The 15967-nt window shown below is 28.8% G+C and carries 14 protein-coding genes; 11 read left to right on the top strand and 3 right to left on the bottom strand.

Annotated elements, in window-relative coordinates:
• Positions 1–90: 90 nt before the first annotated feature.
• From Ccar_RS12885 to mntR, 7 genes are all read left to right on the top strand, one after another.
• Entirely contained in the window at positions 91–2013 is a 1923-nt protein-coding gene (locus tag Ccar_RS12885) for an LTA synthase family protein (RefSeq protein ID WP_007060228.1), read from the top strand.
• Positions 2014–2307: 294 nt separating this feature from the next.
• On the top strand, positions 2308–2961 hold the full coding sequence (ppaX, locus tag Ccar_RS12880) for a pyrophosphatase PpaX (protein WP_007060230.1): 654 nt from the start codon (positions 2308–2310) through the stop codon (positions 2959–2961).
• Positions 2962–3124: 163 nt separating this feature from the next.
• Positions 3125–3418 carry a hypothetical protein gene (locus tag Ccar_RS12875; RefSeq protein WP_007060231.1) on the top strand — a complete coding sequence of 98 codons (294 nt, stop codon included), beginning with the start codon at positions 3125–3127 and terminating at the stop codon, positions 3416–3418.
• 75 nt (positions 3419–3493) lie between these two features.
• A complete protein-coding gene (locus Ccar_RS12870) occupies positions 3494–4123 on the top strand; it encodes a hypothetical protein (RefSeq protein WP_007060232.1) in 630 nt (209 codons plus the stop codon).
• Between the two features lie 108 nt (positions 4124–4231).
• Positions 4232–4417, top strand: a complete 186-nt coding sequence (locus Ccar_RS12865) for a hypothetical protein (RefSeq protein ID WP_007060233.1) — start codon at positions 4232–4234, stop codon at positions 4415–4417.
• Positions 4418–4716: 299 nt separating this feature from the next.
• Entirely contained in the window at positions 4717–5988 is a 1272-nt protein-coding gene (locus tag Ccar_RS12860) for a cation:dicarboxylate symporter family transporter (RefSeq protein ID WP_007060234.1), read from the top strand.
• A gap of 110 nt (positions 5989–6098) precedes the next feature.
• Entirely contained in the window at positions 6099–6572 is a 474-nt protein-coding gene (gene mntR, locus Ccar_RS12855) for a transcriptional regulator MntR (protein ID WP_007060235.1), read from the top strand.
• 48 nt (positions 6573–6620) lie between these two features.
• Here mntR and Ccar_RS12850 read toward each other — a convergent pair whose 3' ends face one another.
• Together Ccar_RS12850 and Ccar_RS12845 are read right to left on the bottom strand one after the other, a co-directional pair.
• Positions 6621–7541 carry a response regulator gene (locus tag Ccar_RS12850; protein ID WP_007060236.1) on the bottom strand — a complete coding sequence of 307 codons (921 nt, stop codon included), beginning with the start codon at positions 7539–7541 and terminating at the stop codon, positions 6621–6623.
• A 3-nt stretch (positions 7542–7544) separates the two neighbouring features.
• Positions 7545–8828 (bottom strand): sensor histidine kinase, encoded by a 1284-nt coding sequence (locus tag Ccar_RS12845; protein ID WP_007060237.1) that lies wholly within the window; start codon positions 8826–8828, stop codon positions 7545–7547.
• Between the two features lie 383 nt (positions 8829–9211).
• Here Ccar_RS12845 and Ccar_RS12840 point away from each other — a divergent pair, with 383 nt between their 5' ends.
• Positions 9212–10483 (top strand): cation:dicarboxylate symporter family transporter, encoded by a 1272-nt coding sequence (locus Ccar_RS12840; RefSeq protein ID WP_007060238.1) that lies wholly within the window; start codon positions 9212–9214, stop codon positions 10481–10483.
• Between the two features lie 69 nt (positions 10484–10552).
• Here the strand turns inward: Ccar_RS12840 and Ccar_RS12835 are convergent, their stop codons facing one another.
• The gene (locus Ccar_RS12835) at positions 10553–11404 is read right to left on the bottom strand and encodes a GNAT family N-acetyltransferase (protein WP_007060239.1); all 852 of its coding nucleotides are present in this window, start codon (positions 11402–11404) and stop codon (positions 10553–10555) included.
• A gap of 261 nt (positions 11405–11665) precedes the next feature.
• Here Ccar_RS12835 and Ccar_RS12830 point away from each other — a divergent pair, with 261 nt between their 5' ends.
• The 3 genes from Ccar_RS12830 (at position 11666) to Ccar_RS12820 (ending at position 15938) form a co-directional block, all read left to right on the top strand.
• On the top strand, positions 11666–12157 hold the full coding sequence (locus Ccar_RS12830; protein WP_007064955.1) for a hypothetical protein: 492 nt from the start codon (positions 11666–11668) through the stop codon (positions 12155–12157).
• 605 nt (positions 12158–12762) lie between these two features.
• On the top strand, positions 12763–14178 hold the full coding sequence (gene cysS, locus Ccar_RS12825) for a cysteine--tRNA ligase (protein WP_007060241.1): 1416 nt from the start codon (positions 12763–12765) through the stop codon (positions 14176–14178).
• A gap of 494 nt (positions 14179–14672) precedes the next feature.
• On the top strand, positions 14673–15938 hold the full coding sequence (locus Ccar_RS12820) for an NAD(P)-dependent oxidoreductase (RefSeq protein ID WP_007060242.1): 1266 nt from the start codon (positions 14673–14675) through the stop codon (positions 15936–15938).
• The last annotated feature ends 29 nt before the right edge of the window (positions 15939–15967 follow it).

Raw genomic sequence — 15967 nt, 5'->3', positions numbered from 1 at the left:
TATAATGATATTAACAATTTATTCATTAACTTGTCACGAATATGTAATTTAATCATAGTAATATAAGTTTATAAGTTAGGAGGGTTATAAGTGAATAATATAAAATTAAAAATAAAAGATAAGATACATTTTAAAATAAATGACAAGACAAAATCTTATATAGATAAACTAATGCTAAGTATTAAAAATAATCTAGATTTAATTTTGTTTTTGATTATAATATATGTAAAAGTCATGCATTACGGAAAACAAATATCTCCAGATTATTTTTACGCTAAGGTAGATCGTCCTATTATAGCGTCTATACTGATATTGGTTAGTTTTTTTACACTGTTTAAACAGAGTAGAAGAATAAAATTGTTGTTCACATTGGATATTTTAATAAGTTTAATTTTAATAGCGGATATTGTATATTTTAGATATTATAAAGATGTAATAACAGTTTCGGCTGTAAAAAATGTAAAACTTTTAACTGGAGTATCTGCCAGTGTAAAAAGTTTAATTAATGTAAAAGATTTTTTATATTTAATAGATATAGTATTTCTTGCACCTATTATAAAAAAGTTTAAAGTTGCAAATAACAATAAAAAAATGTTTTTAAGAAAAGCATGTATGTTTATGGCAACTTTACTTATTGGAGTTGTAATGGATACTCAATCTGTTTATGCAGTATCTAAAGAGCAGCCTACTCTTATAAGTTCAATGAGTGATAGAGTATATTTAACCAAAATGATAGGAAATATTAATTTCCATGCTATAGATGCATATAATTTTGTAAGTACATCTATAAAAAATTCATCTAAGCTTTCAACTGCAAGAGAGCAGGAAATAAAAGACTTTTTGGCTAAAAATAATGAAAGTACTGGAACTAATTTTACAGGTACAGCAGAAGGAAAAAACCTTATAATGATACAGGTGGAAGCACTGCAAGGATTTGTTATAAATCAGAAAATAAATGGACAAGAAATAACTCCGAATTTAAATAGATGGGTAAATAAAAGCATGTACTTTGATAACTATTTTTATCAAGTAGCAGGGGGAAATACTTCTGATGCAGAGTTTATGTCCAATAATTCATTATATCCTGCAGAATCAGGTGCAGCTTATTATAGTTATAGTGGTAATACTTATAGTTCTTTGGCTAAGGAACTTAAAGAGAAGCAATATAATACTGCGGCTTTTCACGCTAATAATGAAGGATTTTGGAATAGAAATGTAATGTATCCAGTACAAGGGTTTGATAAATTTTATGGACAACATAGTTTTAATATAGATGAGAATGTTGGGCTTGGACTTAGTGATAAATCATTTTTAAACCAAAGCTTAGATAAACTAAAAACTCTTAAGCAGCCTTATTATTCATTTTTAGTAACCCTAAGTAGTCATTATCCTTATGATGACACAAAGGGATATGGAGATTTTAATGTAGGTGAATATGAAGGTACTCTTTTGGGTAACTATTTAAAGGGTATACATTATACAGATCAACAATTAGGAACATTTTTAGATAAATTGGAAAAAGAAAAAATATTAGATAATTCTATTGTAGTTTTGTATGGTGATCATTTTGCAATTCCAAAGGATAATGAACAAGAGCTTTATAAATTTGAAAAAATAAATAATGCTACTGATTATGATTGGGTAAAAAATCAAAAGGTGCCAATGTTTATACATTTTCCTGGAGATGAAAATAAAGGTGTAAATCATACTTATTCATCACAAATGGATTTATATCCTACTTTAGCTAATATGTTTAATTTACCTAGACAATATATGCTAGGAAAAGATATTTTAAATGGTAATAGTGGTAAGGTTGTTTTTAGAAATGGGTCCTTTACAAATGGAAAAGTGTTTTATGTATCCTGGACCAATACCTATTATGATGTAAAAACAGGAGAAAAAATACCAGAAACTGAAGCTTTAAAAGCCGAAAAAGAACAATATTTGAAAGAACTTCAGTATTCCGACGATATATTAAATCATAATTTAATAAAGACCTTCAAAGGAAAATAAATAGAATTGAAATTTATTTTTATTGGAGTATCATTTATGTTAGTGAAAAGTATTTTTTTAAGTGGATTTATGATTGGAATATTAATTTAAATTAAGGTGGTGTAAGTATAGTGAAGGGTATAGATATCGAAAAGTTTAAAAGTTTATCCTTTGACGTAATAGTTATAAGTACAATTTATTTTACCTTTAATCTTATTAAAAAGTGTTTAGCTTAATTAGTATAACTCTTGTTGTTCAGTGCTTACTATGATACCATGTAGTAAAGTCACTTATGAGCAGGAGGTAGAAGATTAAATGATTAAGGCAGTTTTATTTGATTTAGATGGAACACTTATAAATACTAATGATCTTATTGTGAAGAGTTTTAAGTATGCATTTAACAAACATTTTAATAAAGATATTTCAAGAGAAGAAATAGTAAGGACTTTTGGAGAACCTTTAAGAGATGCTATGGCAAGATATGATAGCGAAAATGCTGATTTGCTTTTAAATCTTTTTAGAAGTTTCAATGAAAGTAAGCATGATGAATTAGCTACAAAATTTAGCGGTGTAGAAGAAGGCCTTAAAGCTTTAAAGAGCATGGGCGTAAAACTTGCTATAGTTACTTCAAAAAGAAGAAATATGGCACTTAGAGGTCTTGAGCTTATAAATATATATAAATATATGGATGTTATAGTATGCCCTGAAGATACAAAAAAGCATAAGCCTTTGGGAGATCCAGCATTAAAGGCTTGTGAGCTGCTTAACATTTTACCAGAAGAGGCCATAATGGTTGGAGATAGCCATAATGATATACTTTGTGGAAGAAATGCTGGATGTAAAACTTGTTTAGTAAAATATACAGCTCTTTCACTAAAGGAACTTATAGAATATAAACCGGATTACATTATAGATAGTATTGAGGATTTAACGGAAATTTGTAAATCTGCTGAGAAAAATGTAATATAAATATGGAAATAGGATATGAAAAATAGTAGACCAAGCATATTGGGTCTACTATTTTTTATATCTAATTTTCATAATGTTAAAAAATACTGCATATATAACTTGTAGAAAAACATCTTAAGAAGTTTACCTAGTAATTTTAATTGGTGGTGAATATTATAAAAAAATGAACTTGTTAAGGTTTTTGATAGCAGCTTTAATAGTAGAAGCTTTATGGGAAACAACAAAGATGTTCTGGCAGGATGGCAAATTTAGTTATGATAGACTTGGTGCTTTAGCTTTTGGAGAACTTATAGCTATTGGGTCCAATATAGATTTAATGAATGCAGTGGGACTTCCTATAAGTATACCTTATATGGGAATGATACTTACAGGAGTTATTATATCTAGAGGATCCAATTTCATGCATGACTTCTTAGATAGTATAAATAATTTTCAAAAAAGAAGTAGAGGAAAATGATTTAAAGTATAAAAAAACTTTTTTATAGAAAAAATAATTTAAAAGCATTTTATTACTAATACTTAAGGAGGAGAAATGATAAACAGCTTGCCTCAACATCTTATAACACCAGTAATATCTTTTATATCAATAATACTTGGAGCAATAATTGGTGGTATTTTTGGTTGGTTTACAACTAAAAGATCTACTGATAGGAATATAGAAGTGCAAAATAAAATAGTGGAAGATAATAGAAAATATCAAGAGACTGTAAGGAAAAAAAGAAGTCGTCAATATGCTAATATAATAAGACTGGACTTATGTACTGCCATTTTTCAAAGTATTAGACTCTTAAAGTCCTTTAGGGATAAAAATAATGCAGATATGTATCCTGTACCTATGGATGGTGAATATTCAAGTGGTGTTGCTTATTTAAAAAATGAATTTGATTTAAAAGAATTAAGTTATATATATCAGTTATATGGAATTATAGAAAAGTTAAATAGAGATACAAATGAATTTAATTATTATGACAATAATAGTTATAATTTAGTAAAAATAGATTGTACAATGCTTTTAAAAAAACTTTATGGAGAAAATTTAAAAAAAGCGGTTAACATGGATATAGATAGTATAACTTACAAACAGTTATATGAAAATGAAATTATAAAAAAAGGTTATAGAAATATTTTAGCTAAGTTAGATGAAATTTGTTCAGAAGAATAAATATTTATAAAACTTATTTGAAAAAGAATAAATTCATGGAAAAGAAGGCTTAAAATTTATATAATAAAAAAACTCCTCTGAGCAAAACTATAAAAAGGAGGTGGTTTTATGACTTATCGTTCAATGGCAAAAACAGCACCAGATAAAATTCAAGATTTAGATCAAAAAAATCCAGAAAACACTCAGGCTCAATCTGTACAGAGTACTGACATGCATACAAAAACTCATTGGAAGGTTCATAGTGCCGAAGAAGGAGAATTCAAATGTGGAAATGAAATAAGAAGACAAATATAATGCAAAATAAGATTTATTAGGAGTTTGGAAAAAACAACAAAATCAAGTGGGATTTGACTTAAGGTGAAGTATGAAATTTCATCTTAAGTCAATATTTTTTTTGCGTTTTATATTTGAGAAAACATTGTAATTTTTCCAATCAAATGTTTGTTTAGAAAAAATATAAAAAATATTATGTAGATTTAAGTTTAATTTGGTAGATTTTTATAGATTGTATTATAAAATTCCATTGTAAAGGGTTTCATAATGGAACATAAATTTAAGCTTTATATATAATTTAAAGAAAAGGGATGGTAAAAATGAAAAAAAAGAAATTATCTCTAGCAACTCAAATTGTTATAGGTCTTGTACTTGGTGTTATAGTAGGTGCTGTATTTTACGGAAATCCAGCAGTAAGTACATACCTGCAGCCAATAGGTGATATCTTTTTAAGGTTAATTAAGATGATAGTAGTTCCAATTGTATTCTCAGCACTTGTAGTTGGTATTGCCGGAGGTGGAGATATCAAGCAAGTTGGAAAATTAGGTGTAAAGACTATAGTTTATTTTGAAGTGGTAACAACTGTTGCTATCATACTTGGGTTAGTAATAGGTAATGTAATCCACCCAGGAACTGGCATAGATATGCATTCTCTTATAAAAAGTAATGTTTCAAGTTACATGAATACAGCACAAACAGTATCACATCACGGATTTGCAGATACTTTTGTAAATATAGTTCCTACCAATATTGTTGAGTCTCTTGCTAAAGGGGACATGCTTGCAGTTATATTCTTTTCTGTTATGTTTGGTCTAGGTGTTTCTGCTATAGGGGAAAAGGGAAAACCAGTTCTAGCTATATGTCAAGGAATTGCAGATACAATGTTCTGGGTAACTAATCAAATTATGAAAACAGCACCATTTGGAGTATTTGCATTAATTGGTGTAACCGTTTCAAAATTTGGAATTAAGTCCTTAATCCCTCTTGGTAAATTAGCTATAACTACTTACGGTGCAATGTTCTTCTTTGTTTTAGTTGTACTTGGATGTATAGCAAAATTTGTAGGAACAAGTATTTTTACACTTATAAAGGTGTTAAAGGATGAACTTATACTTGCATATAGTACAGCAAGTTCAGAAACAGTTTTACCAAGAATTATGGAGAAAATGGAGAAATTCGGGTGTCCAAAAGCTATTGCTACATTTGTTGTTCCAACAGGTTATTCCTTTAATTTAGATGGTTCTACATTGTATCAAGCTATTGCAGCATTATTCATAGCTCAATTATATGGAATGCATCTGCCAATATTAACTCAAATTAATTTAGTAGTAGTATTAATGCTTACTTCAAAAGGTATAGCAGGAGTACCAGGGGTATCCTTTGTTGTTTTATTAGCTACATTAGGATCTGTAGGTATACCAGTAGAAGGTATAGCATTCATTGCTGGAATTGACCGTATTCTTGATATGGCAAGAACTGCCGTAAATGTTTGCGGAAACTCTCTAGCTGTTGTGGTTGTATCTAAGTGGGAAGGAAAATATGATTCTGAAAAAGGAAAGAAATATGTAGAATCTATTAAAAATGCTGCATAGTTTAAATCTGCACCATACAATAAACAATGAATATTATATGAATATACAGTTCTATTTTTAGAAAATGAGTTGTAAAATTAAAAAGAGAAATATTTAAGTAGGTGGAAAAAGTGGCAAATGAAGACTTTTTCACTTTTAGTGAATATATGAAAAAGGAATGTGATGTATTAACTGCTTCTATGGAAGACTATTTGGAAATGATTTATAGATTATCAGAAAAAGTAGGTTTTACGCGTATACACGAATTAGCAAAGGCTTTAAATGTACAACCTCCTTCTGCAACTAAAATGGTACAAAAATTATCGGAATTAAAGTTTGTAAAGTATGAAAAGTATGGAATTATAATCTTGACTAAAGAAGGTAAAAGTATGGGTAAATACCTACTTAATAGACATAATATAATAGAAGCCTTTTTTAAAATTCTGGGAATTTCTAATGGAGTCTTGGAACAAACTGAAAAGGTAGAACACACTATAAATGATGAAACTGTACAATACTTTCAGGATTTTATTAATTTTTTAAAATTAAGACCGGAAATAGTAAATGATTTTGTGGAGTTTAGAAAAAATAAGAAAACTAAGTGAGATTTGACTTAAGGTGAATTATGAAACTTCATCTTAAGTCAATGTTTTTTATAATCTTTTCTTTGACTCTATATATAGAACTCTAACAAATTTTTTGGTATTAATGTGAACTGATGAGATAGAGGCATTGCTTCCATTTTGTAGTTCAAGCATTTTTTTTCGAACTTCTGTAAAATCAAAAAAAATAGCAGCATATTCTTCAAATTTAGGATTAGAATAGTCAGTTAATCCCAAGGAAGCCAGATGATTTAATGCTTGATATATTGCTCTTCGGATTCTTTGTTCTGAAGCTTTCATTTCTTTATTTAAATCCATTGAATCACATAGAGGTCCTAATTTCTTCATAGCTACATCAATAAATATTTTCTTTAAGGATGGAAATCCAAGTTCAAAAGGTTTTTCGTTTTCACATTCAAATAAATATTGAACTATATCTAATAAATCTTTACTTCCACTTTCTCCTATTATACCTAATTCTGTCAAAAGAAATTGACCGGAGCTCACTATGTCTTTGCTCATAAAAGAATGAACCTGCCTATCTTTTTCTTTATTAAATTGCAATACATTAAGTGTTTTCTGTATATCTTGTATGGATTTTTCAAGCTGCATATGTTCAATTACTTTTTCAATAACAGCTATTACTTCAAGTCTATTAATTGGTTTTGTAATATAATATTCAATTCCAAGAGAATAGGCCTTTCCAATCATTTCTTTATCTTCTACTTGAGAAAGCATTATAGTTTTTCCGGCAAAACAATTACCTAAATCACGAATTGTTTGAAGACCATCTTTAAGAGGCATTAATAGATCAATAATAATAATATCAACTTTTTTTGATTTTAATAATTGATCATTTATATTAGAACCATTTTCAGCTTCTCCAACAACTTCGCCTAAATCATAATCTTCTATAATATCACCTAGCATAGAACGAATAGCTTCATCATCATCAACAATGAAAAAATTCATATTTTACCACCCCTTCGCTATCAAACTGTTTATTGGAAGCTTTATATTAAACACTGTTCCATTTTCAATAGTGTTATCCTTTAATGTTACAGTACCTTTTAGAGTTTGAATTAACTCTTTTACATAAGGTAGACCCATTCCTGTAGAGGGTTCACCATTTATATCATATTTTGTAGTATATCCAGGTTTAAAGATTAAGTTTTTTTTCTTTTCAGGAATACCAGAACCAGTGTCGCAAACTTCAAAATTAATAAATTCCGTATCCTTATAAATAGAAATTTTTATAGTACCTTTATCTTTAATGGATTCTACAGAATTAGAAACTAAATTATTAATAAGAGACAATATAGTGTAAACATGTAAACTTGGAAAATAGTCATTAATGTTTAAAATAAATTCAATATCTTTTCCAAGACAACGGGCATATTTTTCATTAGTTTCAACAATAATATGTCCTATTCTATTAATATTCATATAATCAGTTGAATTTTCTGCGGAAATCATTTTGGAAAGACCAGCATAAATTCTTTGATTATCTTTTTTTATTTCATGTACTTGACCAGCAATAGCTAGTAATTTAGAGGCTAAATCTTTTTGACTTAAGTCAGATTTTGAATCTTGAAAACTTTGATATAAATCATAACAATTCCTAGTTATATTTTCTGCATCTTTTAGGGACTTCTTCAATTGAACTGATTCTGCATATAAGCCGGAAATAACAAGAAGCATATGTTCATTTTGTTCCTGCTGCTGCTTTGCTGCTGCTTTTATCTCATTTAACTTAATTATATTAAAAAAGCTAAGAACAAAAAAACTTCTAATAATTGCTATTATAATAATAATTCCTAAGGTGGAGAGATAAAATTTATTACCTAAAAAACAATACCTAAAAAATAATTCAACAATGCTTGATATTATATCTATTAATGCACATAAGGAGCCTAATAAAAGTGGACGATGGTGCAGCCGGTTTACTTTTGCCAAATAAAAAAGGCTTGAGTAAGTTACATAATAAAAGAAAGCAGAAAAATGATAAATAAAGTCTGGAAAAAATTGAAAACTTCCTCTTACAAAAAAGTCTAAAGTTGTGCGAAATGCTATAACGCAAAAACCAATTATAAATCCTGGTATAAACAAGGGTAATCTTTTTATCCACAGCAAAAAGAATAAAAAAATTGGTGTAGCAAAACTGATACGAAAAGTATCATGAAATGGGTACATTTTAAGTTCTCCTGTTAAAGGTATTGTAATAATCATTAATGCTAGGATAAATAAATCTTCTTTCAATTGCGTTACACTCCCTTGAACTTATATTTTACACTTCTAACAAGTATATTTCCAGTTAAACAACTTGATAGAAAAAGGATAGCAGAAAAACTGTAAATATGCTAGTGCTTGGAAAAATACAACTTTAATGTAATATATGTGCTTAATGACGACTATTATATATACAATTGCAAATTGGCAGTCATGATTAATTAGTAAACGTATACAATTGAATAAAAATAATTCAAATATTCATTAGTGAGAAAAATTGAAAAAATTCTTTTGTAGTTTTAGGTTTGATTTAGTAGATTTTTATAGGATTTATTATAAAATTTCTATGTAAATGGATTCATTATAAAAAATAAATTTAAAATCTATAAATAAAAAAAGAAAGGATGGTAAAAGTGAAAAAGAAGAAATTAGGTTTAGCCACTCAAATTCTTATCGGACTTATACTTGGTGTTATAGTAGGTGCTGTATTTTATGGCAATCCAGCAGTTAGTACTTATTTACAGCCAATCGGAGATATATTTTTAAGATTAATCAAGATGATAGTTGTTCCTATTGTATTTTCAGCACTTGTAGTTGGAATTGCAGGAGGAGGAGACATTAAGCAAGTTGGAAAATTAGGTGTGAAAACTTTAATTTATTTTGAAGTTGTAACTACTGTTGCTATTGTACTTGGATTAATAATAGCTAATGTATTCCACCCAGGAACTGGTATTGATATGCATTCACTTGTAAAGAGTAATATTTCAAATTACATGAATACAGCACAAACAGTATCACATCACAGTTTTGCAGATACTTTTGTAAATATAGTTCCTACAAATATTGTTGAATCTCTTGCTAAAGGAGACATGCTTTCAATTATATTCTTCTCTGTTATGTTTGGTTTAGGTGTTGCTGCAATTGGAGAAAAGGGAAAGCCAGTTTTAGCTATATGTCAGGGTGTTGCTGATACAATGTTCTGGGTAACTAATCAAATTATGAAAACAGCACCATTTGGAGTATTTGCATTAATTGGTGTAACAGTTTCAAAATTTGGAGTTAAATCCTTAATTCCTCTTGGCAAGTTAGCAATAACCACCTATGGTGCAATGTTCTTCTTTGTTCTAGTAGTACTTGGACTTATAGCAAAAGTAGCTGGAACGAGCATTATTACACTTATAAAAGTATTAAAGGATGAACTTATACTTGCATATAGTACAGCAAGTTCAGAAACAGTTTTACCAAGAATTATGGAGAAAATGGAGAAATTTGGATGTCCAAAATCTATTGCTACATTTGTTGTTCCAACAGGTTATTCCTTTAATCTAGATGGTTCCACATTGTATCAAGCTATTGCAGCATTATTCATAGCTCAATTATATGGAATGCACTTGCCAATATTAACTCAAATTAATTTGGTTCTTGTATTAATGCTTACTTCAAAAGGTATAGCAGGAGTACCAGGAGTATCCTTTGTTGTACTTTTAGCTACATTGGGTTCTGTAGGTATACCACTAGAAGGACTAGCATTTATTGCTGGTATTGACCGTATTCTTGATATGGCAAGAACTGCTGTAAATGTTTGTGGTAACTCATTAGCAGTGGTAGTTGTATCTAAATTAGAAGGAAAATATGATACTGAAAAAGCAAAGAAATACGTAGAATCTATTAAAACAGCTGCATAATTTAAAGTAAGTACAGTGCGAAGCAAAGCTTCGCATTGTTTTTTTTAGCTGTTAAGTTTGAAGTGGCTTTTAAAGAGTTAAATACATCTCATATTGTGATATAGGATTTTTGACAAAGCCTATATGGTTTATAAATCCTTGTATTAAGTTATTGTTAGGAAATCCTATTGATAGTTTAGGTAAATTTAAATCGATATAAGCTGAGGATAATAAAGTTTTACCTATGGATTTGCATCTATAATGCTTATTCACCCATAAAAATAGTATTCTTCCATTAGAGTCTATGCATAAAACTCCTAAAAGACTATATTGTTTATAAGCACTATAAAAGTAGGCATCATTGACTTTATCCATATAATCAATGTCATTTTGCCAGTTTATGTGAAAATCCTTTAAATTTTTAAATACTAATTTTATATCGTTAATATCTCTTCTTTTTATTTCCAACTGCATATTATTATTTTTTATTAAAGATTTCATATTTTGTGTATAAAAATAATTTAATTCATATATTTTCTGATAACCCATGTTTTCATAAAATTTTATTGCTCTAAAATTATCTTTAATCACTTCCAAAAACAATTGTTTGCATCCATTTCTTACAGCTTCATTTCTATGTAGTTTAAATAAGTCTACACTTACATTTGTACCTCTATAGGATGGATGTACAGCAAAGCTTCCACATCTTATAGTAGGAATACCTTCATAGTTTTTTATTCCTCCTAAAATGATTCCTACAGGATTATTGGAGTCAAGTGCTATAAAGGATCTTTCTATAGAATTACCTTCAGTATCAAAAAATCTATTTATGAAAACTTCCTTAGATATATCTATTTTTATCATATAATCGCTAAAACCAATTTTAAAGGCATTAAATACTGAATCTATACTTACTTCTGAGCATCTTTTATAGTTGATCATTTTATTTCTCTCCTTACTATCTCCTATATATTATACAATAAAAATGTTTTTTTTTTTATAAATTCAAAGCTGTATTTTATAAAATTCCATGAAAAAAGTTTTAAATTATAACTGTAATGTGAATTTTTTGAAATGATTTTCTGCAATTGTTGTAAGAATTAAACACATTGTAAAGTTTTATATATAGCAATATTGGAAGAAAAATGGTATAATTTTGACAAATGGCAATATAGAATTATGGTTTTAAGAGGGGAGACTGGTGTGAAAAATAGAATATTATTGATATTAGTTTTTGCCTTCATATTTCAACTTTGTTTAATAGGCTGTTATAATGAGCACAGAGGATGTATAGATATTCCTGATAAAATTATAGTTTATAGTGAGGGTAAACAAAAGGTGATTAAAAAGTCCGATAAAAAGATGGACAACATTGTAAAAATAACAAATAAAAGATTTAACCCAAAGGTTCTTAATATAAAAAAAGATGTCAGCGAAGAGCTTATAAATAAAAGAAAAAACGATGCATTATCTATAGAATTTATATATATTCAAGAACATGAAATGGATATTATAGGTAATGGTGTAAAACCATTTAGGTATACAAGATTATTTTTTCCTATACAGATGGAAGGACCTCGTAATGAAGAAGAATGCTTTATGTATTATGGAGATGGCAGAAAGTATTTCGACAATCCTATGGCAAATTTATATTACAATGAAGATTTGGTAAATGTCTTATGGGATTTAAAGTAAATTTTAAAAAAACACTTCTAAATATATTCAATTAATTTTAGTTTATGCTTAATTAAAAAACGTCATCATAAATTTTATTCTGTATTTTAGTGTCAGTTAATGTATAATATTAAAATAATAAAACATAATATATAATAAAAGTTTTTCGAGATTATTGCATTATTTCATAATTGTGGTAAGATTTATATATAGTAAACTTTAGGAGGTCGTATATCATGTGTTGTTGTTTAAATTGTTTTAATTTTCATTTAAAATCAAATACGACCTGCGTACATTAAAAATATTTTTTGAAATTTAAGTAAATTTATTTTATACACTGCAGGTGATTTTTATTATCCTGTAGTTTTTTATTACCTAAATTTATCCGATGGCTACCATCCGTAACACTCCAATCCTCCTAAGGTGGGAGATAACGGCTGACACGCCCCTGGATAAGTTCTTCTAAGACTCAGATGGGTAAAATGCCTAAATGGCATTTTACGAGCTTTTGCTCAGGTAAGAGGTATTCCTCATAAGCAAACTTCCATCTGAGTCTAAGAATCACTTGATATAAAGAACTTTTTGGTAATACATAAAAACAAAAGTATTGAAGGGAGAGACTACCTATGGATTTTTATGTTTATAACACTATGTCCAGAAAAAAAGAAAAATTTGTACCTATATTGGAAGGAAAGGTGGGAATGTACACTTGTGGACCTACCGTTTATAATTTTGCACATATCGGAAATTTAAGAACATATATATTTGAAGATGTATTAAAAAAGTCTTTAAGATATTTAGGTTATGAAGTAAAACATGTAATGAATATTACGGATGTAGGTCATCTTCAGTCTGATGCAGATGAAGGTGAAGATAAAATGGAATTAGGTGCAAAACGTGAAAATAAAAGTGTATGGGAAATAGCAAAATTTTATGAAAATGCATTTTTAGATGATTGTAAAAAATTAAATGTGGAAACTCCAACTGTAATTTGTAGAGCTACAGAACATATTGATGATATGATAAATTTAATAAAAAAGCTAGAGGAAAAGGGATACACTTATATATCAAATGGAAATGTATATTATGAAATCGATAAATTTGAAGATTACAATAAGCTTGCAAATTTGAGCATGGAAGAATTAGAAGCTGGAAATAGAGTAGAAGTAGATGAAAATAAAAAGAATCCGCTAGACTTTGTATTATGGTTTACAAATTCAAAATTTAAAAATCAAATTATGCAGTGGGATTCACCTTGGGGAAGAGGATTTCCAGGTTGGCACCTTGAGTGCTCAGCTATGTCTATGAAATATTTAGGAGAAAGAATAGATGTACATTGCGGCGGAGTAGATCATATTCCAGTTCATCATACAAATGAAATTGCTCAATCTGAAGGAGCAATAGGACATAAATGGGTAAATTACTGGATGCATGGAGAGTTCCTTGTGCTGGATAGTGGAAAAATGTCAAAATCTAAAGGTGATTTTTTAACAGTAAATAAATTAGAGGAAGAAGGATTTAATCCTCTAGTTTATAGATATTTTTGTCTTCAATCAAGATATAGAAAACAATTGTTATTCAGTTTTGATGCACTAAAGGATGCTGAAATTGCATATAAAAAATTAAAGAATAAAGTAGCAGCTTTAGCAAAGGATGCAAAAGAGGATCAAAGATTAGACCTGGAAAAGATAAAAAATTATAAGAATAAATTTGCAGAAAAAATAAGTGATGATTTGAATATGCCAAATGCTTTTACTGTTCTATGGGAAGTAGTAAAAGATAATGAACTTACCAGCAGGGAAAAATGCCATTTAGTAGAGAGCTTTGATACAGTACTATCAATGAATTTGTTTGAGCCAAATGAGGAACAAAATTTAGATTCTAATATAGATAGTGAACTTGTGGATGAACTTATAAAAGAAAGAGATATGGCAAGAAAAAATAAAGATTGGTCTAAAGCAGATGAAATTAGGGATAAATTAAGTTTCATGAATATTGAAATTTTAGATTCTAAAGAAGGAACTAAATGGAAATTAAAGTGATAGAAAATTTAAGTAAAAGAGAAAGCTTAGTTTTTGCTTTCTCTTTTTATTTGGCATGAAATAGCTAAAGGATACAGTAATTGGTATCGAACTTGGAAAAAATATAGTATTCAGAAAAGATTTTTGAAAATTTTTTAAAAAAATTTTTTTAACAGTTATATAAAAAAATTTAAGAAAAAGTCGAAAAAACAGAATTGACTGAATATACATTGATTTGAATGTATAGAGGGTTATTACAATGCAACAACCGAAATAAAAAGGTTTTCATAATTGCAACAATAAAATCTATTTATATAAAATTATGAAATTAAATATTCTCCAACAGCAAACCAGCAAGCTGTGTCGTAAAAAGTAGAAGACAAGCTGTAGAAATGTTGAAAAATAAGTGTTAATATGTTAACAGAAGGAAGACAGATATATATAAATATACGGTTCCTTCTAAAAACCATTATAAAATATAAAATATATAAAATCTCGAAAGGGGAAAATACTAAATGGAAACAAGAAAATACTTAGAAGAAACAAACAAACCATTGACACCTCTTTTAGCAATGGAAGAGGCAGCAAGATGTCTTTTATGCCATGATGCACCTTGCAGCAAGGCTTGTCCAGCAGGAACCAATCCATCAAAATTCATCCGTTCACTTCGTTTTAGAAATTTCAAAGGAGCAGTAGAAACTATAAGAACAAATAATGTGCTTGCTGGAGTATGCGCAAGAGTATGCCCTTATGACAAATATTGTGAAGGAGCTTGCAGCAGATGTGGTATAGACAAACCTATAAGAATAGGTGAGTTACAAAGATATTTAACAGATTACGAGAAAAATATAAATATGAAAGTGTTAGACAAAGTAGAAGCTACAAAAGAAAAAGTAGCAATTATAGGTGCTGGACCAAGTGGTCTTTCAGCAGCAGCAACACTTGCATTAAGAGGATATAACGTAACTGTATTTGAAGAAAAAGATATTTTAGGTGGATGGTTAAGTTACGGAATACCACCTGAAAGATTACCTCAAGAAGTTGTAGAAGATGAAATAAACTACATAAAAGAACTAGGGGTAGAATTTAAAACAAATTGTAAAGTTGGAAAAGATATTAAAATAGATGATCTTAGATCAAAAGGATTTAAAGCATTCTTAATTTCTAGTGGAATTCAAAAAGGAAAAGCTATAGATGTTAAAGGCGCTGATTTAGAAGGCGTTGTAAACGGTGTAGATTTCCTTGGAAAAGCTAAAACTAATAAAGGTGATGTAAAAGTAGGTAGTCATGTAATCGTTATCGGTGGCGGTGACGTTGCTATGGACTGTGCATCAACTGCTAAATTACTTGGATGTGAAGACGTAAAAATAATTTACAGAAGAACTATAGAAAAAATGCCTGCAGATGTAAAAGAAAGAGAATATATCCAATCATTAAATATTCCTATATTTACAGGATTTAAACCATCAGAAATAACAGGCAATGGCGGAAATGTTGCAAGTTTTAAAGCAGAAGGCATGTTTGATGGATCAGCTGCAGTAGAACTTACAGCTGATATGATCATATTTGCAGTAGGACAAGAACCAGAAGATGTAAAAGCTATTGTTGATGTAAAAGTTGATGGAAAAGGAATAGTAGCTACAGAAGATTGTAGAACAAATGTATCAGATGTATTTGCAGCAGGAGATATAGTTGAGGGAGATAAAACAGTTGTACAAGCTGTTGCATTAGGTAAATTAGCTGGAGAATCAATAGATTCTTATTTAGCAGGTATAAGATAGTTACACAGGAAATTGAGGAGGCGTAGTTT

Origin of the sequence: Clostridium carboxidivorans P7 (assembly GCF_001038625.1) — a bacterium.
In the GTDB taxonomy this organism is placed as follows: domain Bacteria; phylum Bacillota; class Clostridia; order Clostridiales; family Clostridiaceae; genus Clostridium_AM; species Clostridium_AM carboxidivorans.
This window is presented reverse-complemented; position numbering and strand designations above follow the sequence as displayed.

Excerpts from the sequence above, each read along its gene's own strand:
- ppaX (WP_007060230.1), top strand. The coding sequence starts at position 2,308 with ATGATTAAGGCAGTTTTATTTGATTTAGATGGAACACTTATAAATACT.
- Ccar_RS12875 (WP_007060231.1), top strand. The coding sequence starts at position 3,125 with ATGAACTTGTTAAGGTTTTTGATAGCAGCTTTAATAGTAGAAGCTTTA.
- Ccar_RS12870 (WP_007060232.1), top strand. The coding sequence starts at position 3,494 with ATGATAAACAGCTTGCCTCAACATCTTATAACACCAGTAATATCTTTT.
- Ccar_RS12865 (WP_007060233.1), top strand. The coding sequence starts at position 4,232 with ATGACTTATCGTTCAATGGCAAAAACAGCACCAGATAAAATTCAAGAT.
- Ccar_RS12860 (WP_007060234.1), top strand. The coding sequence starts at position 4,717 with ATGAAAAAAAAGAAATTATCTCTAGCAACTCAAATTGTTATAGGTCTT.
- Ccar_RS12850 (WP_007060236.1), bottom strand. The coding sequence starts at position 7,541 with ATGAATTTTTTCATTGTTGATGATGATGAAGCTATTCGTTCTATGCTA.
- Ccar_RS12835 (WP_007060239.1), bottom strand. The coding sequence starts at position 11,404 with ATGATCAACTATAAAAGATGCTCAGAAGTAAGTATAGATTCAGTATTT.
- cysS (WP_007060241.1), top strand. The coding sequence starts at position 12,763 with ATGGATTTTTATGTTTATAACACTATGTCCAGAAAAAAAGAAAAATTT.
- Ccar_RS12820 (WP_007060242.1), top strand. The coding sequence starts at position 14,673 with ATGGAAACAAGAAAATACTTAGAAGAAACAAACAAACCATTGACACCT.